Source organism: Kribbella amoyensis (genome assembly GCF_007828865.1).
Lineage (GTDB): Bacteria > Actinomycetota > Actinomycetes > Propionibacteriales > Kribbellaceae > Kribbella > Kribbella amoyensis.
The window spans coordinates 1,666,385-1,688,821 of sequence record NZ_VIVK01000001.1 but is presented as its reverse complement, the minus strand read 5'-3'; the positions used below and the strand labels follow the sequence as shown (position 1 = coordinate 1,688,821).

Below are 22,437 nucleotides of genomic sequence, written 5' to 3'. Positions count from 1 at the left end.
GGGTCAGGTGGTCCGGGCTTCGAGGACGGCGAGGTCGCGCTCGGCGTACAGGCGGTGCTCCCACTCCTCGCTGAGGACGGCGCCCAGGCAGCGCTTGACGGGGAAGCTCTCGGACTCGGGGTAGCCCGGTTTCTCGACCGGTGTCGTGGTGCCGGCCAGTTGCTCGTCGGTGAGCTTCGCCAGGACTTCCCGGACCGTGGCCTGGCGCTCGGCGCGAAGGACGAGGACCTCGTCGAGCGACGGCCGGACGGTGCGGTCCCGCGGTACGCCGGGGCTGTCGGGCATGTCGTCGTGCGGCAGGTCCAGCGGGTGCCACGGACTCGGGTCGCCCAGGAACGCGCGGCGGACCCAGGCGTCGGTGGCGAAGACGAGGTGCCGCTGGGTCTCGATGAAGGACCACTCCTCGTCGACCTGTTCGTGCAGCAGGTCCGGGTCCAGCCGACGGGCCCTCTCGACCGTCCCGGCCCACAGCCGCTCGAGGATGTCCCACGCCTCGCGGTAGCCGGCGGCGTCGGCCGGCCGCATCTTCGCCCGGTCCGGGTACCGCCGGTTCAGCTCGGCCTCGATCAGCGGAGCCACGTCGACGCCGTTGACGACCAGCTTGCGGATCCAGCCGTCGAGCTCCAGGTCGACCAGCGCGCCGCGGACCACGACACCGCTCAGATCGACGAGCCGGAATCGCGCGTTGCTCAGGTCGACGTCGTGGAACCGCGCACCCGTCAGGTACACGTCCTCGAACCGGGATCCGCTCAGGTTCTCCTGGGTGAAGTCAGCCACCCGCTCACTCTGACCGGCCGTGGCCACCAGGTCCAGCCTGGGCTGTCGGCGGTTTGGCCGGCAGCCGGAGCGTGAACGTGGACCCGTGACCGGGCCGGCTGGTGACCGTGACCGTCCCACCGTGGAGCTCGACCAGGTGTTTGGTGATCGCGAGGCCGAGCCCGCTGCCGCCGGTGGCCCGGGACCGGGAGTGGTCGGCCCGGTAGAAGCGGTCGAAGAGGTGGGGCAGGTGTTCGGGGGCGATGCCGGTGCCGTTGTCAGTGACGGTCAGGTGATACGCGTCGCCGACCCGGCGGATCCCGACGACGACCCGCCCGCCCGACGGGGTGAAGCGGATGGCGTTGGAGACCAGGTTTCCGAGGGCCTGCCGGACACGGGCGCTGTCGACGATCGCCGGGGTCGGGCCCTTCGTGTCGGTGGCGAGCGTGACTTCGGCGCGTTCGGCGGCCGGGCGATGCGCGGACACCACCTGGGTCGCGAGGTCGGTGAGATCGCGCGGGGCCGGGTGCAGCCGGAGCTTGCCGGCGTCGGCGAGCGCGAGCTCCTGCAGGTCTGCGACCAGGTGTTCGAGCAAGCCGGTCTCTTCGAGCAGCGAGCCGACGAGCTCGCGGTCGAGCGGGACGACGCCGTCCTCGGACGCGACCAGGTAGCCCTTGATGTTGGCCAACGGGGTCCGCAGCTCGTGGGCCACGTCGCTGACCATCGCCTTGCGCTGGTGGTCGTGCCGCTGGATCGACTCGGCCATCGCGTTGAAGGCGTGCCCGAGCCGGGCCACCTCGTCCCGGCCGTTGACCGGGACCCGGGCCGCGTGATCGCCGCCCGCCATCCGTTGCGCGGCGCCGGTGAGCGCGAGGATCGGCCGGACCAGGCGGCGCCCGGCGAACACCATCACCAGGCCCGCGATCAGCAGAACGCCGAGCGCGGTGGCCGCCGTACGCGCGAGCCCTTCCGCGGAGAACACGTTGAACGCCGACTTCGACCCGAGGAACAACCGTGCCTCCGGAGCGACGTACGGCGCCAGCGCCTCGGAGCGCGCCGCCGTCGTACAGCTGACGAACTCCGCGCTCGGCTCGAGCGTGCCGTCGGGCGGGACCACGACCTTCAGGTTCTCCGGCGGGAAGCTGGTCAGCGTGTACTGCTGGCCGGCCCGGTCCAGGCAGCTGGTCGCCTTCGTCACCTCGGTCGCGTTCACCGCCTTCGCCTTTGCACTCGGCTCGTACAGGCCGGGCGGGAGACAGGGATCGTTCGCCGGGGTGCCCACGGACCGGACCGCCTGGTTGACCGGGACGCCCTCCGACGTCGTGCCGGACTCGACCACGACCCGGGGTCCTTCACCCGTCTTCGTCACGGTCGCGTTCCGGCCGGCGGCGCGGTAACAGGCGGCCGCCTGGTCGGCGAGGGCGTCGCGGTCACGGCGTTCCTCGTCGGTGAGACCCCAGGACTGGCCGGGCCCGAACGTCGGGGCGATCGCCATCGCCGCGCCGGCCTTGGCAACCTGCATCCGGGCGCTCACCGAGGCCGCCTTGGAGAACACCGCGGTGCTCTGGCCCGCGACGTCGACGGTTGCCGCCGGCACCGAAGGGAGCTCGGGCGCGGCGCCGAGGACGCGGGCCGAGTCCGCGATCACGGCGCCGTCGGTCCCGGTCAGCGCGATCCGGCGGCCGGTCTGGTCGGCCAGGTCGTGCACCAGCTGGCCGACACCGGACCAGGACGCGTGGTCCTCGGCGTACGAGCTCAGCCGGGAGTAGATCTCGCCGTCGACCTGGAGCTGGGAGATGTTCGTGTCGATCTCGCCCTGCAGCTGTTCCGACGTGCTGTACGTGGCGATCACCGCGGTGGCGATGACGGCGCCGAGCGCGACGGCGAGCGACAACCCGAGGAACCGGACCAGCACACTACGACGCATCGCGCACCACCTTGTCGGCCAGCTTGTAGCCCACGCCGTAGACGGTCTTCAGGTACGCCGGCGCGGTCGGGGCCGGCTCGATCTTCTTCCGCAGGTTCATCATGTGCACGTCGATCGTCCGGTCGAAGACGTAGTGGTCGAAGCCGAACGCGTGCTCCAGCAACTGCTGCCGGGTGAACGCGCGCCCCGGGGAAGCGGCCAAGCAGGCGAGGATCTTGAACTCCGCCGGGGTCACCTCGACCAGCCGTCCGTCCAGCCGGACCTCGTGCCGAACCGGGTCGATCTCCAGGTCACCGACCCGGTACACCTCGCCCTCGGCCCGGCTGCGGGTCCGGCGGAGCACGGTCCGGACCCGGGCCACCAGCTCGCGCGGGTTGTACGGCTTGGTCAGGTAGTCGTCGGCGCCGAGGTCCAGGCCGAGCAGCAGGTCGTCCTCGGTCGATCGCGCGGTCAGCATGATGATGGGTACGTCCGCGTCGTCGCCCTGCCCGGCGCGGAGTACCCGGCAGACGTCCAGGCCGTCCACCTTGGGCATCATCACGTCGAGCACCAGCAGGTCGGGACTGCGCCGGCGCGCCTCGTCGATGGCGGCCCGCCCGTCGTGCACGACGACGGTCAGATGCCCCTCCCGCTCGAGGTACCGCCGGATCAGCTCCGCTTGCTTCCTGTCGTCCTCGGCAACAAGAATCCGCGCTCCCATGGCCTCACAGTGACCGATTTTCATGAGAATCCGATGAAGAACGGCTGAGAGCATCGGGTGCTGATCGGTCCTTCACAGGTTCTTCACCGCCCCGGCGGCACGCTCGCTGACCATGAAGACCTCCAGAACTGCGCTCGCCCTGGTCGCGGTGCTCGCGCTCGCCGGCTGCGGCACGAACGACCCCGGCGCGGCGCCGCAGGAAGAGAACAAGGACAAGAGCCCGCTCGCCGAGTACATGGGGGAGGGCTACTCCAGTGCGCCGGTCGGCGGGATGACCCGGGTCGCGGTCCGGGCCGGCGGGCCGGAGTCGTCCGAGGAACAGCTGGCCAAGCAGCGCAAGGTCGAGGAGGCCACGGCCGGCTGTATGAAGGCAGCCGGCTTCGAGTACGTCGCGGTGCCGCCCGAGCAGCAGGAGAAGTCCAAGTTCGACGACGCCTTCAACCTGCCGCCGGACAAGTTCGCCGAGCAGTACGGCTACGGCATCAGCACCATCGACTGGTCCAAGCCGGCCGGCGAGGACGACAGCAACCCGAACACCAAGATCCGCAACGGCCTGTCCGCGACCGCGAAGAAGGCCTACGACAAGGCGCTCAACGGCCAGCTCGGCGACGGGAACATGATCGCGATCCCAGCCGACGGGAAGGCGAACAACGCCAAGCGGCCGACCGACCTCGGCTGCCGCGGCCAGGCCGCCGAGCAGGTGTTCGGCAAGGGGCAGGACAAGGTCGACTCGTTCAGCAAGTTCGAGTCGCTGTTCAAGGACCTCGAGGCGTTGCGGAAGCGGGTCGAGACCGACCAGCGCGTCGTCGAGGCCACCTCGGCCTGGTCCGACTGCCTCGCCGATGCCGGTCACGCGGGCTTCGCCAAGCCGGACGACCCGCGGACCAAGGTGAGCCAGAAGCTCGACGAGCTGATGGGCACCAAGAACCAGCCGAACGGCAAGAGCGTCACGGTCGGCCCGCCCTCGTTCGACAAGGTGGACTCGCAGAAGCTGGCCGAGCTGCGCAAGTTCGAGATCGAGCTGGCCAAGGCGGACCAGGGCTGCAAGGCGAAGGGGTACGAGGAGACCGCCAAGCAGGTGCGGTACGAGAAGGAGAAGGAGTTCGTCGAGCAGAACAAGGCCGAACTCGAGCAGTTCCGCGACGCGATGGCGGAGCGGTGACCGCGACCCCCAAGTCGCGTCGGCGGGTCCTGGTCGGGGTGTCGGTGGTCGCGGCCGCGTCGCTCGGCGTCGGGGTCGCCGCCGGCAGCCGGATCCAGTCGCCGGAGGACGCGGCCGCCAAGACCGCGCCGCCGGACGCGTCGCAGATCACCGTGCCGGTGGAGAAGAAGGCGTTGTCCAGCAAGGTGGTCTCCCGCGGCGACACGTCGTTCGACGGGGCGGTCAACGTCCGGGTGGAGACCAGCGGGCTGGGTACTCCGGCCGTGGTGACCGGCAAGGTCCCCGCCGTCGGATCGACGATCAGCGAGGGCAAGGTGCTGCTCGAGATCGCTGGCCGTCCGGTGATCGGGCTCGCCGGGACGCTGCCGATGTACCGAACCCTGAGCCCTGGGAGCCGGGGACCGGACGTGCTGCAGTTGGAGCAGACGCTGGACCGGCTCGGGTTCGACCCGGGCACGGTCGACACCAAGTACGACGGCGCGACGGCCCGGGCGGTCGAGGAACTCTACGAGACGGTCGGCTACGACGCCCCGGAACCGGAGCAGCCGCTGACCCAGGCCGTGGAGGGTGCGGAGAAGGCCGTCGACCAGGCGAAGAACGCGCTGAGGCAGGCGCAGGCCGCGTTGAAGCAGGCGAAGGCCACGCCGGGCAAGAAGGACCACAGTGTCGAGCAGGGCCAGGTCGACGACGCGAAGGAGAACCTCGACGACGCCGAGTCCGACCTGTCCGAGGCGGAGTTCAAGGCCGGGACGCCGTTGCCGGTGTCCGAGGTGGTCTTCGTCAAGACGCTGCCGCGCCGGGTCGACGAGGTGAAGGTCGAACGCGGCGGCACCGTCAACGGCGTGGTGATGTCGGTCAGCGGCGCCTCGCTCGTCGTCACGGTCAAGGTGGACGCGGAGACCAAGGAGCGGCTCAAGGTGGGGATGGCGGCGAGCTTCGACCTCGGCGACGGCACCACCGTGCAGGCCACCGTCCGCCGGATCACCCGGAACGCGGACAAGTACGACGTCGTGGTCGCGCCCAGGTCGCTGACCGCGGCCCAGCTCGAACGGCTCCGCGAGGCGAACGTCCGGGTGACGATCCCGGTGCAGAGTACGAACGGCAAGGTGCTCGCGGTCCCGGTCGCCGCGTTGTCGGCCGGCTCCGACGGTACGTCGCGGGTCGAGGTACTGCGGGAGGGCAAGGTCGAGCTGGTCCCGGTGAAGGTCGGGCTGTCCGCGGACGGGTTCGCCCAGGTGACCCCGGCCGGCGACGCCAAGCTGGCCGAGGGCGACCAGGTGGTGGTGGGCCGATGAGCGCGACCGCGGTGGCGATTCCGGCGCCGGTGGTGGAGATGATCGGCGTCCGCCGGTTCTTCCCCGGACCGCCCGAGGTGCAGGCGATCCGCGAGATCGACCTCACCATCGGCCAGGGCGAGTACCTCTCGATCGTGGGTCCGTCCGGCTCGGGCAAGTCCACGCTGTTGCACCTGCTCGGGTTGCTCGACAACCCGTCCGGCGGCGTCTATCGCCTGGACGGCGTGGACACGTCGAAGCTGCGGGAGCGGCGTCGCGCGGTCCTGCGGGGCGAGCGGATCGGGTTCGTCTTCCAGTCGTTCCACCTGCTCGACCACCGGACCGTGCTGGAGAACGTGGCGCTCTCGATGGTGTACGTCGGGGTGCCGCGGCGCGAGCGGATGACCCGGGCGCGGGCCGCGCTGGAACGAGTCGGGCTCGCGCATCGGATGGAGTTCGCGCCGACCACGTTGTCGGGCGGGGAACGGCAACGGGTCGCGATCGCGCGCGCCCTGGTCGCCGAACCGAGCCTGCTGCTCGCCGACGAACCGACCGGCAACCTGGACAGCGCGAACGCGGAGGCGATTCTCGAGGTGTTCGACGAGCTGCATTCCGAGGGCATGACGCTCGCCGTCATCACCCACGACGACCATGTCAGCCGCCGGGCCCAACGCCAGGTCCGGATCGTCGACGGGACGCTCCGATGGTGACCCCCCAGACCGGCCCCCCGGATCCCGCCGGCGGGCCGCCCACTTCCCCGCCCACCGCCGGTCGTGCTCGCCGGGCCTTCGCTCGGCTACGGCTGACGGCGGGACGGGGCAGCTCCGGCCGTTCCTCGCGGCGGCGGTTGACGCGCGGGCCCGCGGTACGGGACCTGCTCGACGAGGCCTTGGCCGGGGTGGCGGCGCGGCCTACTCGGTTGATCCTGACCACGTTGGGGACCGTGCTCGGGATCGCCGCGTTGGTCGGAACCGTCGGGCTCGGGCAGACCGCGGCCGGGCAGATCACGCAGCGGTTCGACCTGGCCGCGGCGACGCGGGTCGTGGTGGCGCCGGACGACAACGGCCAGGAGGGCGAGGCAGCGACGCAGCTGCCGTGGGACGCGCCGGACCGGATCAGCCGGTTGAACGGTGTCGACGCCGCCGGCACCGTCAGCGCTCTCGAGGTCGGCGACGACCTGGTCCACAGCGTCGCCGGGCTCGAAGGCCAGAAGAACGGTCACGCGCTGCCGATCCTCGCCGGATCCGCCGGACTCTTCGACGCGATCCGTTCGAAGCTGAGGACCGGCAGGACCTTCGACGCCGGCCACGACGCCCGCGGCGACCGGGTCGTTGTGCTCGGCAAGCATGCGGCCGAGAAGCTCGGCATCAACCGGGTGGACGCGCAGCCGGCCGTGTTCATCGGCGACCAGGCGTACACCGTGATCGGCATCCTCGACGCGGTCAGCGGCCGGGCCGAACTGCTCGACGGCGTGATCATGCCGAACGGCACCGCCCAGGAGGCGTACGGGCTGGAGTCCCCGGACGCGGTGGAGATCCGGACCCAGGTCGGCGCGGCTCAGCTGATCGCGGGCCAGGCACCGGTCGCGATCGACCCGAACAATCCGGGCTCGCTCCAGGTCGACGCGCCGCCGGTCCAGGGCGCCGTCCGCAAGGGCGTCGAGTCGGACCTGAACGCGCTGTTCCTGTTGCTCGGCGCGGTCGCGTTGCTCGTCGGCGGTCTCGGCATCGCCAACGTCACCCTGCTGTCCGTGCTGGAACGGGTCTCCGAGATCGGTCTGCGCCGAGCCCTCGGAGCCGCGCGAAGACACGTGGCCGGGCAGTTCCTGGTGGAGAGCGTGATCGTCGGCTTCCTCGGCGGACTGCTCGGTACCGCGGTCGGCGTGCTGCTCACGGTCGCGGTCTCCTGGATCCGCGACTGGACGCCGATCCTGGACACCCGGCTGTCGCTCGGTTCGCCGTTACTGGGTGCTCTGATCGGGCTGATCGCCGGCACCTACCCGGCCTGGAAGGCCTCCGCGATCCAGCCGATCACCGCGCTCCGGGGCACTTAGCCGCCAGTACAGCACCGCGGTCAGGGCGAACCCGAGCACGATGAAGAGCAGCACCGGGTACGACTTGCCGGTGTCGGGCAGGATCACCGCACCGAGGGCGGCGGCCGACACCTGCGCGACGTTGAAGATCATGTCGTAGATCGAGAAGACCCGGCCGCGGTAGACGTCGTCGACACCCGTCTGGACGAGGGTGTCGACGCTGATCTTCACGCCCTGCGAGCAGAACCCGGTGAGGAACCCGGCCACCACGATCGCCGGCTGCGTGTAGAGCGCGCCAGGGAACGCGGTGACGACAGCGGCCGCGGCGAAGAGCACGGTGATCCAACGGCGCAACGTCATCACCCGGGTCGCCCACGGAGTCACCAGAGCGGCGAGGAACAGCCCGGCCCCGACCGTCCCGGTGGCCAATGCCAACGCGCCGAACGCCTGGTCCAACTGGTCCGGTCCGTAGAACTCGTTGCGGTACAGCAGGATCATCGCGACCGTGATCAGGCCGAAGAAGAACCGGAGCGAACCGATCGCGGCCAGTCCGAGCGCGGCCTGCCGGCGTTCGCGCAGATGCCGGGCACCGTCGACGAGCCCGGAGGCGATCCCGCGGACCGCCTCGAGGACGCCCGGCTCGTCCCCGGTCAGATCCGGGCCGAGTTGGTGCCGCCCGAGCCGCAGGGCGAGCAGGGCCGCGCAGAGGTAGACGGCGGACGTCGTCCCGAGCACGGCGAGGTCGGAGTCCACGATCAGCTTGATCCCCGCGCCGACCCCGCCGCCGACGAGGAAGGCCGCGGTCCCGGAGGTGGGCGTGACCGCGTTCGCCATCACCAGCTCGTCCGCGTCGACCACGTGCGGCAGGCCCGCGGACAGGCCGGAGAGCAGGAACCGGTTGACGCCCAAGGTCAGCAGCACGGCCAGGTAGAACGGGATCCCAGCGTTGCCCAGAGCAACGATCGCGCCGACGACCAGGACCAGGCCGGCCCGGGTCAGGTTGGCGCCGAACAGGATCTGCCGGCGGGACCAGCGGTCCAGCAGCACGCCGGTGAACGGGCCGAGGATCGAGTACGGCAGCAACGCGACCGCGAAGAGGCCGGCGATCGCCGCCGCGTCCGGGGCGCGTTCCGGCGAGAACAGCACGTACGAAGCGAGCGCGACCTGGAACACCCCGTCACCGAACTGCGACGAGAGCCGGACGGCGAACAACCGCCGGAAATCACCCCGCCGCAGCAGCCTGCCCAGATCCCGGATGAACTGCACGCCTGCACTGTAGACGCTTCGGCCTGCCTTGGACGGTGGCGGCGGTGGTCAGGTGAGGTGCAGGCGTTCGGCCGCGGTGACACCGCGCCGGTTCACCGGAACGACGCCGGCGACCTTGCCCAGTCCGTGCAGCGGCATGTTGCCGTAGATGGTCTCGGTGCGACCGGCCGGGACGACGTAGGTCTCGTGCCAGATCCCGACCTTGGCGCCCTGGTACGACAGCCGGTAGAAGTTCGTCCAGGCCGGACGGTGGGCGCGGCCGGGGTCGGCGGCGAACGCCTGCAACTTCTCGAACGACTCCCAGTACTGGATCATCGTCGAGTCCCGCAGCCCGAAGAAGTTCCGGAACCCGAGCAGCCCGCTGTCCGGATCGGCGGTCAGCTCGCGCAGCATCGGCCCCATCGCCCGCGCCACCGGCAGCCACTGCTTCAGCGCCCGCCAGGAGTTGACCCGCATGCCGATCAGGAACACCACCAGCTCGCCGTCGTACACCGCGGTCTGCCGGCCCTCGATCACGCTCATGATCCCCTCCTCGATTTGGATACTCCCCCTTCCCAATATTGGAAAGTTATACTCTCCAAAAGTCAAGGGAGGTACCGACCCGATGTGGATCGCCGAACTGTCCCGCCGGACCGACGTCCCGGTGCCGACGATCAAGTACTACCTGCGTGAAGGCCTGCTCGCGCCCGGTGAATCCGTCGGCGCGACCCGGGCCCGGTACGGCGAGGAGCACATCCGCCGGCTCCGCCTGATCCGCGCCCTGGTCGAGGCCGGCGGACTCAGCCTGGCCCGGGTCCGCGGTGTGCTGGCGGCGGTCGACGAGGAGGAACGCGAGCTGCACGAGGTCCTCGGCGCGGCCCACGCGGCGTTGCTCCCGGAGCACCTGGTCGCCGAGGACACCACGCTCGACCGCGTGGACCGGCTGATCAAGGACCGCGGCTGGCACGTGGATACCGGGTCACCCGACCGCGTCCTGCTCGCGGGGGCGCTCGACGCGTTGGAGCGGGTCGGGTACCACCTCGACGACGCTCTGCTCGACGTGTACGCGACCGCGGCCGACGAGGTCGGTACGGCGGACGTCGCCCATCTCCCCTCCGGCGAGGACCGGCCGCGGACCGTCGAGTCGACCGTCATCGTCACCGCACTGGGCGCGCCCGTACTCCTAGCCCTCCGCCGCCTCGCCCAGCAGAACGCTTCCGCCGAACGCTTCGGCCATCGGCACTGACTCAACCCCGCTGACGAACCTCGTGCCGGTACGCCTCCAGCCGATCGGCCAGCTCGACAGGATGACCGAGCATCGGGAAGTGGCCGCCCGGCGTCTCGTCCGGCTCGGCACCGAGCCGTTCACGCGTCACGCGGCGGAGGAAGTCGGCCGGGAAGAGCAGGTCGTTCGTAGCGATCACCGCACGCGTCGGGACGTCCGGCCACGCCGTCATCGGACTCGGGTCGTCCATCGGCCGGCCCGACTGCGGCCGCAACTGCCGGGTCGCCTCGGCGGCGAGGTCGGCGGGCAGGTCCGCGAAGAACGTGTCCACCGATTCGTCCTCGACCGACGGGTACGCCGTGTTCACCCACCACTGCGTCGCCGACTCACCGGGTGCCGGGACCACCGCCGCGACCAGGACGAGCAGCTCCACGTCGAGCCGGTCGCACACGACGGGCGCCGTCATCCCGCCCAGCGAGTGCGCGACCAGGGTGACCCGCTCGTGGCCGCCGACCGCGCCGACGATGGCATCGCAGTACGCCGAGAGCCCGGCGGTGTCGTCGTCGCAGGGCAGCTCGACCTCGATCACGGTGTGCCCGCGGTCGCGGAGCTCGGCGGTCAGCGGGTGCCAGTGGTACGGCGTGCAGCCGGCGCCGGGAATCAGGGCGAAGGTCATGCACTGCACCTTAGGGTGGGCCGATGGACCGGCGAAGCTCGTTTCCGCACTTCCTGGCGATCACGACGCGCTGGAAGGACAACGACGTCTACGGCCACGTGAACAACGTCGAGTACTACAGCTTCTTCGACACGGTGATCAACGAGTTCCTGATCCGGTCCGGTGGGCTCGACATCCATCGCGGCCCGGTGATCGGGTTGTGTGTGGACTCGCAGTGCACCTTCAAGCAGGCGCTCGCGTTCCCGGACACGGTGGACGCGGGACTGCGGGTCGCCAAGCTGGGGAACTCGAGTGTCACCTACGAGATCGGGCTGTTCCGGAGCGGAGCCGCGGAGCCGGCCGCGCTCGGACGGTTCGTGCACGTGTTCGTCGATCGCGAGCAGCGCCGGCCGGTCCCGATGCCGGCCGACCTGCGCGCCGCGTTGGGAGGAATCACCGGATGATCGTCCGTGGCGCCGTCCTGCGGGAGATGGGTCTGCCGGCCCCGTACGCCGAGTCGCGGCCGCTGCGGATCGAGGAGCTCGAGCTCGCGCCACCCGGACCGGGGGAGCTGCTGGTCCGGATCCGGGCGGCCGGGTTGTGCCACTCGGACCTGTCCGTGATCGACGGATCGCGGCCGCGGGTGATGCCGATGCTGCTCGGCCACGAAGCGACCGGCGAGGTGGTGATCTCCGAGGCGCCCGGATTCGCGCCGGGGGACACGGTCGGGTTCGCGTTCGTCCCGGCGTGCGGCGGGTGCGACCCGTGTGCGGAGGGGCGGGCCGCATTGTGCGAGCCGGGGGCCGCCGCGAACACGGCCGGCGCGTTGCTCGGTGGATCGCAGCGGTTGTCCGGCGTCCACCATCACCTCGGCGTGTCCGGGTTCGCCGACCACGCGGTCGTGTCGGCCCGGTCCGCGGTCCCGGTGGATCCCGCGTTGCCACCCGAGATCGCGGCGTTGTTCGGGTGCGCGGTGATGACCGGAGTGGGTGCTGTGGTCAACACGGCCCAGGTGCAGGCGGGACGTAGTACAGCGGTGTTTGGGCTCGGCGGTGTCGGGTTGTCGGCGTTGCTCGGGGCCGTTCTGGTCGGTGCGCATCCGATCGTTGCCGTGGACGTCGTTCCGGAGAAGCTGGCGCTGGCCGAGTCGCTGGGTGCGACAGCGGTCGTGGATGCCCGGTCGGACGACGTGGCAGAGCAAGTCCGAGAGGCGACGGGCGGCGGCGCGCAGTACGCGTTCGAGACCGTCGGGAGTGCCGCTGTGCTGGCGCAGGCGTACGCGGCAACGCGACGGGGCGGCACCACTGTCACGGTCGGGCTGCCGCATCCGTCGCAGCAGCTGAGCATCCCGGCCGTCTCACTCGTCGCCGAGGAACGCACGCTGAAGGGCTCGTACCTCGGCTCGGCCGTGCCCGGCCGGGACATCCCGCGCTACATCAGCCTGTACCGCGCGGGGCGGCTCCCCGTGGATCGGTTGCTGAGCGCCACCGTCACCCTGGACGGGCTGAACGAGGCCTTCGACACCCTGGCCGCGGGAGCCTCGATCCGCCAGGTGCTGGTGCTCTAGTCCTTCTTGAGGTTGCCCTCGGCCACTTCGCGGAACGTCTCGCTGCGCTCGCGGGCCTGCGGGGTGAACTCGTCGCCGAAGTCGTCGGCGTCGAAGATCCGCCGCAGCTCCAGGCCGGAACTGTTGCCGCTGTCGGCCTCGAAGCAGCGGCGGGCCCACTCCTCCGCCTCCTCCCGGGACGCGACCTGGATCAGCGCGAACCCGGCCACCAGTTCCTTGGTCTCCGCGAACGGGCCGTCGATCACCCGGGGCTTGCCGCCCTGGCTCTGCAGCCGGAAGCCCTGCGAGCTCGGCGCCAGACCGTCACCGGCGAGCAGGACTCCGCGCTCGGCCATCTCGGCCATCACCGTGGTCATCTTCTCGATGCTGTCCTCGCCGGGCATCTCGCCGGCCTCGTACTCGTCGCTCGCCTTGAACATCATCAAGTACCGCATGGACAGCCCCTCCGTCACCCGTGGTCGAGCCGCCATCATCGCGTACCGGCGGGTCCGGGAAACGTAAATTCGTGACCAGACCGTGTACACGGCGGCAACCTGTGCGGCAGGCTACCGAAAGTGCGCGCCCACGCACGACAAGTGAGGCAACAAATGGAGTCCCTGAGGAGGACCCCCATGCAAAGCAGGTTCCGCCGAACCGGTGCCCTCGTCGGCACCGGTGCCGTTCTGTTCGGAGCGCTGGCCGTCGTGGCCGGCAACCAGGCAGACGCCCAGGAAGGTCCGACCGCCGCCCCGCTGGACCAGGTACTCGGTGAAAAGATCCAGGGCCGTGCCGCCCTCGCCAAGCTGCAGCCGCGGCTGGCGGAAGTGGCCGAGCTCAACGGGATCGCCGAGCAGCAGTTGCAGCGGATCCTGGCCACCGACAAGACCAGCTGGCTGGACGAAGCCGGCAAACTCTTCTACCGCGAACCCGTCGCCACCCAGGCCGAGAAGGCAGCCGCCTCCGCGTCGCCCCGGTGGGCGAAGCAGGCCGTCGCCGGTGCGACCGGCCCGGCGTTCGAGTTGCACAGCAAGCCCGGGTCGAACCGGGTGATCTACCTCGACTTCGACGGCCACACGATCAAGGGAACCGCCTGGAACACCGGCGGCAAACCGGCCACCGTCAACGTCACGCCGTACGACACCGACGGCAACGCGAGCAACTGGAGCACCGCCGAGCAGGACGTGGTCCGCGACGTCTGGGCCCGGGTCGCGGAGGACTACGCGCCGTTCGACGTCGACGTGACCACGCAGGCGCCGGCCGAATCCGCGATCACCCGCTCGGGCTCGTCCGACCAGCAGTACGGCACCCGCGTGGTGATCGACCCGACCACCTGGTACCAGTCCGGCTGTGGTTGCGGCGGCGTCGCGTACGTCGGCGTCTACGACAGCACCAGCCAGCACGCGTACTACCAGCCCGCGCTCGTGTTCACCAAGGGCGTCGGGACCGGCGCGAAGAACATCGCCGAAGCGGCCGCGCACGAGGCGGGGCACAACATCGGCCTGAGCCACGACGGCACCGCGTCCCAGGGGTACTACGCCGGCCACGGCGCGTGGGCCCCGATCATGGGCGTCGGCTACTCCAAGGCGATCAGCCAATGGAGCAAGGGCGAGTACTCCGGCGCGAACAACAAGGAAGACGACTTCGCCGTCGCCGGCCAGAACGGTCTCGCGCTGCGGGCCGACGACCACGGCAACACCACCGGTACCGCGACCACGGTCGCCGTCGGCGCCACCACGAAGGGCGTCTACGCCACGGACTCCGACGTCGACTACTTCAAGGTGAGCATCGGGACCGCCGGGACGTACACGTTCGCCGCGAACGCCGCCGCCAGCGGTGCGGACCTGGACATCAAGCTGCAGCTGGTGAACTCCGCCGGCACCGTGATCGCGACCGCGAACCCGGCCTCGGGTCAGTCGAACTCCGCGACGCCGACCGGGCTGAGCGCGAGCATCAAGCAGCAGGTTGCCGCCGGCACCTACTACCTGAAGGTGGACAACGTCGGCTACGCCGATCCGCTGACCACCGGCTACAGCACGTACGGCAGCCGCGGCGCGTACTCCGTCCGCGTCACCGCCGGCTGACCGCAGGACCGACTCGGGTCGCCGCTCTCCTGGTGAGAGCGGCGGCCCGGTCGACGTCTCGCCGTACGACACCGACGGCGACCCGGCGGTCTTCGGTACGGCCGAGCAGGACGAGGTCCACGAGGTGTGGGCCCGGTCAGTCGCGGTCGATGGGGCGGCAGCTGGTTTGGTCCTGCCGGGACAGGTGGCCGCCTCGGCGCGGGGTGTCGCCGCTCGCGCGGTCGGAGCCGGTGGCCTCCCGTGGTGAGGTCTGGCCGAGGCCGACGTCGAGGGTTTTCCGAAGGTCCTGGCGGTCGCGCCAGAAGGTGGTTTGCTGACGGACGTACTGGGCGGCCGCCTGGTCGGCTTCGGCACCGGCCAGGGGAGACATCCGGAGATCGAGGTGGTCGTCCGGGTCGAGGTCGGAGATCTGTTCGAACGGACCCTTCAGGGTGGCGGCGATCTGCGTGACGACCGCGGCCTGGTGGCCCTCCGGGACCAGGTCGGGCAGGTCGCTGGAGGCGTAGACGAGCTCGGCGGCGACGCGGAACTTGTCCTCGGCGTTGACCACCGCCATCCGACGCATCACCTCGTCGCCCGGGAGATCGGCGCGACGGCCGATGGCGGACGCGAGTACTTCCGCCGCCGGCACGAACTGCGGGTACGACCGGTCCGCGCGAACGGATTTCAGTCCGGGCGCGATCTGCTCCAGGCCGAGCTCGTCGATGTACGCGTCGAGGGCGATCCGCTTGTACGCCTCGGTCACGCCCTCGTCCAGGGTGGCGACGGCCGGTTCCTGGTACGCGTCGAACGCCATCCCGTGGGACGTGCCGCGCCCGGCGAGCAGGTGGACGTTCTCGTGCAGGACGACGCCGAGGGCATCCCGGTACTGCTCCAGGTCGGCGTCCGACGAAGCCCGGCCGGCCTTGGCGAACATGTCCTGCAAGGTCTGGGTGACGTCGCCCCGGTACTCGATCGCGCCGTCCCACCTGGCGTACGCGCGGATGTTGGCCTTGCTCTTGTCCTGACTCGCGGGGAGCGGGTGAACCTCCTTGTTCCACGAGGAGTGATGGGCGTCGGAGATCGCGACCGCAGCCTGAGCCTGGGCCGCCATCAGCTCGTCGTAGCTGGAGACCGGCGTCATCGGCCGCCGTCGACCTCAGTTCCTTCGCCCTCAGCTCCGTCGTCAGGGCCGTCCAGGGTGAGCGTGTCGAGGAGGCGGACGAGCGAGGTGTTCAGGTCGAGGATCGCGCCGCGTTCGAAGACGTCGGCGGTCTCGGCGATGGTGGCGATCTGGTCGATGCCGGCCCGGATCCGCTTGATCCTCTCCGCGGACGTGCCCTGGCTGGTCCGGGCGTGCGTCTGGATCTGCACCGCGGCGGCCATCTCCGCCGAGACGGGCCGCTGGGACCGGGCCACGGCGTCCTGGAGGGAGGCGACCAACAGGTGAGCGGCCTGCTGGTCGGCCGGCGAGTCGAGTGAGTCGGCCAGCGTACGGAGCCGGTCGACCTCGCTCTCGAGGGCCGCCGCGTCGAGTGACCGGGCGCTGACGAGCACCTGGCCGTAGACAGCGTCGAACTGGTCGTAGTCCATGTCATCAGTATCGGGGTCCACCGGGATCAGCCGCCCCGTCCTGTCCCTCGCGGGCTCCGCGCGGCGGGCGACGCACACGGTGCGGCAGCCGTCGGCCCGGCTGTTGGTTTGCGCGAGCCGGGTGGGGCGAGGCCGGCGAAGGCCTGTGTGAAAGGAGTGGTGGGCCGGTCGCAATGCTCGCTGGGCGGCGTGGTGATGCGGTGGCGATGCTCGCTGGGCGGGGCGAAACGGTCGTAGGTGCTGGTGATCTCGGCGTCGAGGCGGAACAGGACTCGGTGGGCGATGGAGCGTGACCGGGTCGCGGCGTCGGCGCGTGGGAGTGGCTCGGAGTCGGCGAGTGCCGCGAACCCTGCGCGCAAGGTGTGCTCCAAATTCAGCCGGACCTCGTGCTCCTGCGGGGCCGGAACCACGGACGGCAGCTGGCTCGACCGGTAGACCAGGTCGCTCACCATCGGCCACTGGCCCTCGGCGGTCTCGCGGTTCAGCTGATCCAGGGTGGATCCCGGCGGCAGACCGGCCCGCTGATCCAGGTCCGCGGTGAGCAGCTCGACCGCTGGGACGAACGCCTGGTACGACGGCTCGGCCGTGACCCGCTCGATCCCGGGCGCCACCTGATCGATACCGAGCTCGGTCAGGTACGCGTCGAGCCGTCGATGCGCCCACACCTCGGCAACCCCTTCCTCGAGGGCTCGGCTCCCTGGTTGGCGGAAGGCGAGCCGCGCCGCCTCCTGGGTCGCCCCGGCGGGACCGAGGAAGTGGGACTGCTCGTGCAACACGGTTAGGAGCGCCTCGCGATACCGGAGCAACGCCTCGGGCGACTGCTGGTCACCCGTGCGGGCGTACAGCTCGCGCAAGGGTTCGAGGATGCACTCGCGATCCAGGTGCAGCGTGCCGTCCCAGTTCGCCAGGCCGAGGATGCCGTCTCCGGCCTCGACGACCTGGCCGTTCCACGCGGTCCGGCCCGCGCCGGACACCGCGATCGCCGCGTCCGCATGCACGGCCAGCAGCTCGGTCAACGTGCGCGGTGGATCGGCCACCCCACCTCGGCCGGAGTTGTGGTCGTGCAGTGCCGCCGCCACCGCGTCGTACGTCGTGCTCATGGGCGCTGCGCCGTGGCGAGGCGGACGAGGGCGTCGGCCGATCGGCGGAGATTGGTCTGCTCCCGGGGATCCTCACAACTCGCCGCCCGCTCGCGGAGTTGGCGGATCAGCCATTCCGTCCGCTCCGGCCGAGCTCCCGGAATCTGCTCGTGGTCCATCCCTGACCTCCCTGACGAGTTGGTGTCTCGGCAGGGAAGGTACGGAGATCGGGCCTTCGCTCAGCGACGAATTCGCGAGCTGTGGAAAACTGTCAGGACCGCGAGTGCTCGAGCCCGTCGGCCAGCACGACCAGCGGCTCGGTCATCTTCAGCAACGTGAACCGCTCACCCGGATCGTCCACGCGTTCGGCGATCTTGCGGATCCGGTTGATCGCCCGCTGGACCCGGTTCAACCGCTCCGTCACGGATCCCTCGTCCACCTTCGCCTCGGCGGACAGCACGGAGACCTCCTGGAAGGCCTGCCGGTACGCCGGGGACGCGGGCGGCGGCGCGGTCCGCCGGACCATGGCGAGCAGGTCGGTCAGCGCGGCCAGGTCGGTGGACGCCTCCTCCCGCTCCGACCGCAGCTCCACCTGATCGGCGAGCAGGGCCAAGCGGGACACCTCGGCGGCCAGTCCGTCCACGTCCAGCCGCGCCTCGAGGCACGCCTGTTGCACCGCATCGTAAGCAGAGCGGAACTCGTCGTACCTCACAGTGAACAAACCTAGGGCAAAACGCGGTCCGACGGCGAGACACGGACCTCGCCCCGGTGAACGGCCGGCGAAGAATGTCAGAAAAGGGTGGGCGGACCGGTCGGAGCGGGCTCCGGGAGCGGTTCGAGGGCGGGCACCCGGGTCCGGACGTCGTCGTGGAACCGGCGCGCGAGATTCAGCGCGTCCACGTTGTCCGGGGTGTGGATGAAGACTGTGGGTGACCGTCCTTCGGTCAGCCAGGACGCGGCCAGGTCGGCCCAGCCCTGCCAGCCCGCGGCGGTCTCTTCGGGGTCGTCGCGGCCGATGTACCGGACGATCGGGGTCGCGGTCAGGGCGCGGGTGCGGCGGGTGACGCGCGGCTTGTTCGTCCATGCTTCGCGCTCGCCGTTACTGGTCGGCGGGCGGCCGAACAAGGTCGTGGTGTCGAACGGGATCCACTCCGCGTCGACTCGGGCGAGCACGCGTTCGAGGAGGGCGGCGGACCGTTCGTCGTCGAAGAAGGCGGGGTGGCGGACCTCCACGGCGTACCGGTGGGTGCGGGGGAGGCGGTGCAGGAACGCGGCGAGGGTGCCGAGATCGCTCGGTGCGAAGGACGCCGGGAGCTGGATCCAGAACGCGTGGGCGCGCGGGCCGAGGGGTTCGAGAGCGCTGAGGAAGCCGGTGAGCTCGGGGTCGGCGTTGCGGAGGCGGCGTTCGTGCGTGATCGTCTTCGGGAGCTTGACCACGACGCGGAAATCGGGCGGGGTCTGGTCGGCCCAGCCCTCGACGGTGGCGCGGGTCGGGGTGGCGTAGAAGGTGGTGTTGCCTTCGACCGCGGTGCACCAGGTGGAGTACGTGCGGAGGCGGTCGCGGGCGCCGAGATCCCAGGCGGGGTGGGACCACATCGCACAACCCACGTGAAGACGCACGGGGACGAATCTAGTGCGGACGGTGGGGAAGTACAGAAAGATGCGCCGGCCGGTCGGGGCCGGCCGGCGCGGGTGGTCAGCGTTCTACTTCGCCCTTGATGAACTTCTCGACGAGGTCGCGGCAGACGTCGTCGGCGTACTGCTCGGGCGGGGACTTCATGAAGTACGAGGACGCCGAGAGGATCGGGCCGCCGACGCCGCGGTCCTTGGCGATCTTGGCCGCGCGGATCGCGTCGATGATGATGCCGGCCGAGTTCGGCGAGTCCCAGACCTCGAGCTTGTACTCCAGCGACAGCGGGACGTCGCCGAAGTTGCGGCCCTCGAGCCGGATGAACGCCCACTTGCGGTCGTCCAGCCAGGCCACGTAGTCGGACGGGCCGATGTGCACGTTGCGGTCCTCGATCTCCTCGCGCAGCTGCGAGGTGACCGACTGGGTCTTGCTGATCTTCTTGGACTCCAGCCGCTCCCGCTCGAGCATGTTCTTGAAGTCCATGTTGCCGCCGACGTTCAGCTGGTACGTCCGGTCGACGGTGACACCGCGGTCCTCGAACAGCTTGGTCAGCACCCGGTGCGTGATGGTGGCGCCGATCTGCGACTTGATGTCGTCGCCGACGATCGGCACGCCCGCCGCGGTGAACTTGTCGGCCCACTCCTTGGTGCCCGCGATGAACACCGGCAGCGCGTTCACGAAGGCGACGCCGGCGTCGATCGCGCACTGGGCGTAGAACTTGGCCGCCTGCTCCGAGCCCACCGGCAGGTAGCAGACCAGGACGTCGACCGCGGCCTCGCGCAGCGCGGCGACGACGTCGACGGGCTCGGCGTCGGACTCGGTGATGGTCTCGCGGTAGTACTTGCCCAGCCCGTCCAGGGTGTGACCGCGCTGCACCGTGACGCCGGACGGCGGCACGTCGCAGATCTTGATCGTGTTGTTCTCGCTGGCGCCGATGGCGTCCGCGAGGTCCAGCCCGACCTTCTTCCCGTCGACGTCGAACGCGGCGACGAACTGCACGTCCCGAACGTGGTAGTCGCCGAACTGGACGTGCATCAGACCGGGGACGCGCTCCTCAGCCTTCGCGTCGCGGTAGTAGTGCACGCCCTGGACGAGCGAGCTGGCGCAGTTGCCGACACCGACGATCGCTACCCGGATCGCAGTCATCTGGAACTCCTTAGTTGGGGGGTGTTGCGGGCGGTTGATGGTCAGGGGACCGCTGCTGCCGCCGTTCGCCGTCGATCAGCTCGTTCAGCCAGCGCACCTCGCGCTCGGCCGACTCCAGGCCGTGCCGTTGCAGCTCGAGGGTGTACGCGTCGACCCGCTCCGCCGTCCGGCTCATCGCCGCCCGGAAGTTGGCCAGCCGCTCCTCCATCCGGGCTCGCCGGCCCTCGAGGATGCGCAACCGGGTGGCCGGGTCGGTCCGGCCGAAGAACGAGAAATGGACACCGAACGTGTCGTCCTCCCACGCCGACGGCCCGACGTCGCGCATCGCGTGCGCGAAGTGGTCCTTCCCGTCGGCGGTGATCGTGTAGACGATCTTCTGCCTGCGACCGTCCGGCGTACCGGCGTCGGCCGAGATCAGGCCGTTGCGGAGCATGGCCTTCAGGCACGGGTAGAGCGACCCGAACGACAGCACCCGCCCCCACCCGAACTGGGCGTTGACGCGCTTGCGGAGCTCGTAACCGTGCATCGGCGCTTCATGCAGCAAACCGAGTACGGCGAGCTCCAGGACCCCACTGCGGTTTCCCATCAACCCACCTCCCTCGGTCTAGTTTGTCATGACCTGATGTATCGGTTCGATACATCGTGCTGTCACGATAGGCGCGGTGTCAGCCATCCACAACTCATGACAAAGTCGACCTTTGTCAGTGCGGTCTCGCCGTCTCCGGCCCGAAACCTGTTACGTCAGGCGCCGATCTGCGTTAATCAGTCGACACCCAGGGTCGTGGTCCAGGAGCGGAGAGTCATGGCCGAGAGCCAGGCAAAGCACGCACGGCACGGTGCGGAGGGCGAGGGGCCGCTGGCCCGGATCGCCCTGCGCTTCACCGCCTTCACCGAGAAGTGGCTGCCCGACGCGTTCGGGTTCGTGCTCGTCGGCACCTTCGTGGTGCTGGTGTTCGGGCTGGTCACCGGTGAACCGCTGCTGAAACGCCCGGACGACCCGGCCGCCACGAAGGGGTATGGCCTGGTCGACGCGTGGGGGCTCGGGTTCTGGAGCCTGATCACGTTCACGCTGCAGATGGCGATGATCATCATCGGCGGGTACGCCGTGGCGACCAGCGGTCCGGTGGCCCGGCTGATCGCGCGGCTGGCCCGGATCCCGCGGAGCCCACGGTCCGCGGTCGCGTTCGTCGCCGCGGTCGCCATGCTCGCGTCGTACCTGAACTGGGCGTTCAGCCTGATCTTCGCGGCGATCCTGGCCAAGGAGGTCGCCCGGAACGTGCCGAAGGCGGACTACCGGGCGCTCGGCGCGATGGCGTTCCTCGGCCTCGGCACCGTGTGGGCGCAAGGGCTGTCCGGCTCGGCCGCCCTCCAGGTGGCGAGCGCGACCAGCAGCCCGGCCCCGGTCCAGGACGTGATCCGGGAGAGCGGCCGGGCGAGTGGCGTGATCCCGCTGAGCGACACCATCTTCACCTGGCAGGCCCTGGTCGCCACGCTCCTCGTGTACTGCGTGGGCGTGGCGATGGCGTGGTTCGTCGCACCCGGCGAGGGGAACTCGCGAACCGCCGACGACCTCGGCATCGAGCTCAGGCCGCTGACGGGCCGCGGTTCGGCGTACAACGGGCAGCGCGCCGACGGGGAGCAGCGCCGGCCGGGGGACTGGCTGGAGCACTCACCGTTGTTCAGTCTGCTCGTCGTCCTGCTCGGCGTCGTCTACCTGTTCCGGTACTTCGAGGGGAAGAGCTTCTTCAACGCGCTCGACCTGAACACGGTCAACCTGATCCTCTTCCTGCTCGCCCTGCTGCTTGCACTGGCGGCCGTGGCGGATGGCCCGCGCGGTCCGGGACGGCGCCCCGGCGGCGGCCGGCGTCCTGCTGCAGTTCCCGCTCTACGGCGGCATCTTCGGGATGATCGCGTACACCGGGATCTCCGCGCGGCTGGCCGGGTGGTTGGTGCAGGCAAGCAACCAGGTGCTCTTCCCGCCGCTGGTCGCGATCTACTCGTGCGTCCTCGGCATCTTCGTCCCGAGCGGCGGCAGCAAATGGGTGATCGAGGCACCGTACGTGCTCGAGGCGGCGAACCAGCTCAAGGTGGACGCCGGCTGGATGGTCGTCGTGTACGACCTGGGCGAGGCGAGCGCGAACCTGCTACAGCCGTTCTGGATGCTGCCGACGCTGGCCATCCTCGGCCTCAAGGCCCGCGACATCATGGGCTACACCTTCACCCTCTTCCTCGCCTGCTTCCCGACCGCCCTGATCGCCGTCACCCTCCTGGCACCACACGTGACCGGCTGATCACCGATGGTGAGAGGGTCATGCGCCGATGACCGGCGGTAGCGCTACGATCCGGTGCGGATTCGGGCCCGTTACCACAGCACCCTTAGTCTGGGTCGCAATGACTTCAGCGAGAT

General features: G+C 70.2%; 24 protein-coding genes and 1 pseudogene. 10 read left to right on the top strand and 15 right to left on the bottom strand.

The window, feature by feature from the left end:
* Positions 1 to 3: 3 nt before the first annotated feature.
* The 3 genes from FB561_RS08125 to FB561_RS38945 are packed head-to-tail and all read right to left on the bottom strand — an operon-like array spanning position 4 to position 3,383.
* Positions 4 to 777 carry a DinB family protein gene (locus FB561_RS08125; protein WP_145804628.1) on the bottom strand — a complete coding sequence of 258 codons (774 nt, stop codon included), beginning with the start codon at positions 775 to 777 and terminating at the stop codon, positions 4 to 6.
* A 4-nt stretch (positions 778 to 781) separates the two neighbouring features.
* Positions 782 to 2,683 (bottom strand): sensor histidine kinase, encoded by a 1,902-nt coding sequence (locus FB561_RS08120; protein WP_145804626.1) that lies wholly within the window; start codon positions 2,681 to 2,683, stop codon positions 782 to 784.
* A complete protein-coding gene (locus FB561_RS38945; RefSeq protein ID WP_272952535.1) occupies positions 2,673 to 3,383 on the bottom strand; it encodes a response regulator transcription factor in 711 nt (236 codons plus the stop codon). Before FB561_RS38945 ends, FB561_RS08120 begins: the two co-directional genes overlap by 11 nt.
* Before the next feature lie 112 nt (positions 3,384 to 3,495).
* Between FB561_RS38945 and FB561_RS08110 the strand changes: the two genes are divergently transcribed.
* From FB561_RS08110 to FB561_RS08095, 4 genes are all read left to right on the top strand, one after another.
* Positions 3,496 to 4,545, top strand: a complete 1,050-nt coding sequence (locus FB561_RS08110; protein ID WP_145804624.1) for a hypothetical protein — start codon at positions 3,496 to 3,498, stop codon at positions 4,543 to 4,545.
* Positions 4,542 to 5,840 carry a peptidoglycan-binding protein gene (locus FB561_RS08105; protein ID WP_145804622.1) on the top strand — a complete coding sequence of 433 codons (1,299 nt, stop codon included), beginning with the start codon at positions 4,542 to 4,544 and terminating at the stop codon, positions 5,838 to 5,840. The genes FB561_RS08110 and FB561_RS08105 overlap by 4 nt, the downstream gene beginning before the upstream one ends.
* The gene (locus FB561_RS08100; RefSeq protein ID WP_145804620.1) at positions 5,837 to 6,529 is read left to right on the top strand and encodes an ABC transporter ATP-binding protein; all 693 of its coding nucleotides are present in this window, start codon (positions 5,837 to 5,839) and stop codon (positions 6,527 to 6,529) included. Before FB561_RS08105 ends, FB561_RS08100 begins: the two co-directional genes overlap by 4 nt.
* Before the next feature lie 137 nt (positions 6,530 to 6,666).
* Positions 6,667 to 7,872 (top strand): ABC transporter permease, encoded by a 1,206-nt coding sequence (locus tag FB561_RS08095; RefSeq protein WP_238334708.1) that lies wholly within the window; start codon positions 6,667 to 6,669, stop codon positions 7,870 to 7,872.
* On the opposite strand, the gene FB561_RS08090 is transcribed toward FB561_RS08095, so the two are convergent.
* Positions 7,780 to 9,117 carry an MFS transporter gene (locus FB561_RS08090; protein ID WP_145804617.1) on the bottom strand — a complete coding sequence of 446 codons (1,338 nt, stop codon included), beginning with the start codon at positions 9,115 to 9,117 and terminating at the stop codon, positions 7,780 to 7,782. The genes FB561_RS08095 and FB561_RS08090 overlap by 93 nt on opposite strands.
* A 48-nt stretch (positions 9,118 to 9,165) precedes the next feature.
* Entirely contained in the window at positions 9,166 to 9,639 is a 474-nt protein-coding gene (locus tag FB561_RS08085) for a DUF4188 domain-containing protein (RefSeq protein WP_145804614.1), read from the bottom strand.
* A gap of 82 nt (positions 9,640 to 9,721) precedes the next feature.
* Here FB561_RS08085 and FB561_RS08080 point away from each other — a divergent pair, with 82 nt between their 5' ends.
* On the top strand, positions 9,722 to 10,342 hold the full coding sequence (locus tag FB561_RS08080; protein WP_145804612.1) for a MerR family transcriptional regulator: 621 nt from the start codon (positions 9,722 to 9,724) through the stop codon (positions 10,340 to 10,342).
* 1 nt (position 10,343) lies between these two features.
* Here the strand turns inward: FB561_RS08080 and FB561_RS08075 are convergent, their stop codons facing one another.
* Entirely contained in the window at positions 10,344 to 10,997 is a 654-nt protein-coding gene (locus tag FB561_RS08075; protein ID WP_145804610.1) for an alpha/beta fold hydrolase, read from the bottom strand.
* A gap of 23 nt (positions 10,998 to 11,020) precedes the next feature.
* Here FB561_RS08075 and FB561_RS08070 point away from each other — a divergent pair, with 23 nt between their 5' ends.
* Both FB561_RS08070 and FB561_RS08065 read left to right on the top strand, forming a co-directional pair.
* Entirely contained in the window at positions 11,021 to 11,440 is a 420-nt protein-coding gene (locus FB561_RS08070) for an acyl-CoA thioesterase (RefSeq protein WP_145804608.1), read from the top strand.
* A complete protein-coding gene (locus FB561_RS08065) occupies positions 11,437 to 12,543 on the top strand; it encodes a zinc-dependent alcohol dehydrogenase family protein (protein ID WP_145804606.1) in 1,107 nt (368 codons plus the stop codon). Before FB561_RS08070 ends, FB561_RS08065 begins: the two co-directional genes overlap by 4 nt.
* Here the strand turns inward: FB561_RS08065 and FB561_RS08060 are convergent.
* Positions 12,540 to 12,977 carry a YciI family protein gene (locus FB561_RS08060; RefSeq protein WP_145804604.1) on the bottom strand — a complete coding sequence of 146 codons (438 nt, stop codon included), beginning with the start codon at positions 12,975 to 12,977 and terminating at the stop codon, positions 12,540 to 12,542. The two genes, FB561_RS08065 and FB561_RS08060, sit on opposite strands and share 4 nt — an antisense overlap.
* A gap of 177 nt (positions 12,978 to 13,154) precedes the next feature.
* On the opposite strand from FB561_RS08060, the gene FB561_RS08055 reads away from it, so the two are divergent.
* A complete protein-coding gene (locus FB561_RS08055) occupies positions 13,155 to 14,603 on the top strand; it encodes a zinc-dependent metalloprotease family protein (protein ID WP_145804602.1) in 1,449 nt (482 codons plus the stop codon).
* A gap of 136 nt (positions 14,604 to 14,739) precedes the next feature.
* Here FB561_RS08055 and FB561_RS08050 read toward each other — a convergent pair whose 3' ends face one another.
* The 8 genes from FB561_RS08050 to FB561_RS08020 form a co-directional block, all read right to left on the bottom strand.
* The gene (locus tag FB561_RS08050) at positions 14,740 to 15,726 is read right to left on the bottom strand and encodes a hypothetical protein (RefSeq protein ID WP_145804600.1); all 987 of its coding nucleotides are present in this window, start codon (positions 15,724 to 15,726) and stop codon (positions 14,740 to 14,742) included.
* Positions 15,723 to 16,175, bottom strand: coding sequence for a hypothetical protein (locus FB561_RS08045; protein WP_145804596.1), 453 nt, complete (start codon positions 16,173 to 16,175; stop codon positions 15,723 to 15,725). Before FB561_RS08045 ends, FB561_RS08050 begins: the two co-directional genes overlap by 4 nt.
* 26 nt (positions 16,176 to 16,201) lie before the next feature.
* Complete coding sequence (locus FB561_RS08040; protein WP_145804594.1) at positions 16,202 to 17,275, bottom strand: hypothetical protein; 1,074 nt, start codon at positions 17,273 to 17,275, stop codon at positions 16,202 to 16,204.
* Entirely contained in the window at positions 17,272 to 17,433 is a 162-nt protein-coding gene (locus FB561_RS37745) for a hypothetical protein (protein ID WP_170284596.1), read from the bottom strand. The genes FB561_RS08040 and FB561_RS37745 overlap by 4 nt, the downstream gene beginning before the upstream one ends.
* A gap of 92 nt (positions 17,434 to 17,525) precedes the next feature.
* Positions 17,526 to 17,966, bottom strand: a complete 441-nt coding sequence (locus tag FB561_RS08035; protein WP_145804592.1) for a hypothetical protein — start codon at positions 17,964 to 17,966, stop codon at positions 17,526 to 17,528.
* Positions 17,967 to 18,043: 77 nt separating this feature from the next.
* The gene (locus FB561_RS08030; protein ID WP_145804590.1) at positions 18,044 to 18,874 is read right to left on the bottom strand and encodes a DUF72 domain-containing protein; all 831 of its coding nucleotides are present in this window, start codon (positions 18,872 to 18,874) and stop codon (positions 18,044 to 18,046) included.
* A 76-nt stretch (positions 18,875 to 18,950) separates the two neighbouring features.
* Entirely contained in the window at positions 18,951 to 20,030 is a 1,080-nt protein-coding gene (locus FB561_RS08025) for an inositol-3-phosphate synthase (protein ID WP_145804588.1), read from the bottom strand.
* Positions 20,031 to 20,040: 10 nt separating this feature from the next.
* Positions 20,041 to 20,616 carry a PadR family transcriptional regulator gene (locus FB561_RS08020; RefSeq protein WP_145804586.1) on the bottom strand — a complete coding sequence of 192 codons (576 nt, stop codon included), beginning with the start codon at positions 20,614 to 20,616 and terminating at the stop codon, positions 20,041 to 20,043.
* On the opposite strand from FB561_RS08020, the pseudogene FB561_RS38525 reads away from it, so the two are divergent.
* Positions 20,566 to 21,789 (top strand): annotated as a pseudogene (locus FB561_RS38525) (TIGR00366 family protein); the annotation flags it as partial. The gene FB561_RS08020 and the pseudogene FB561_RS38525 overlap by 51 nt on opposite strands.
* A 64-nt stretch (positions 21,790 to 21,853) precedes the next feature.
* Entirely contained in the window at positions 21,854 to 22,321 is a 468-nt protein-coding gene (locus FB561_RS38520; protein WP_238334707.1) for a TIGR00366 family protein, read from the top strand.
* Positions 22,322 to 22,437: the final 116 nt, after the last annotated feature.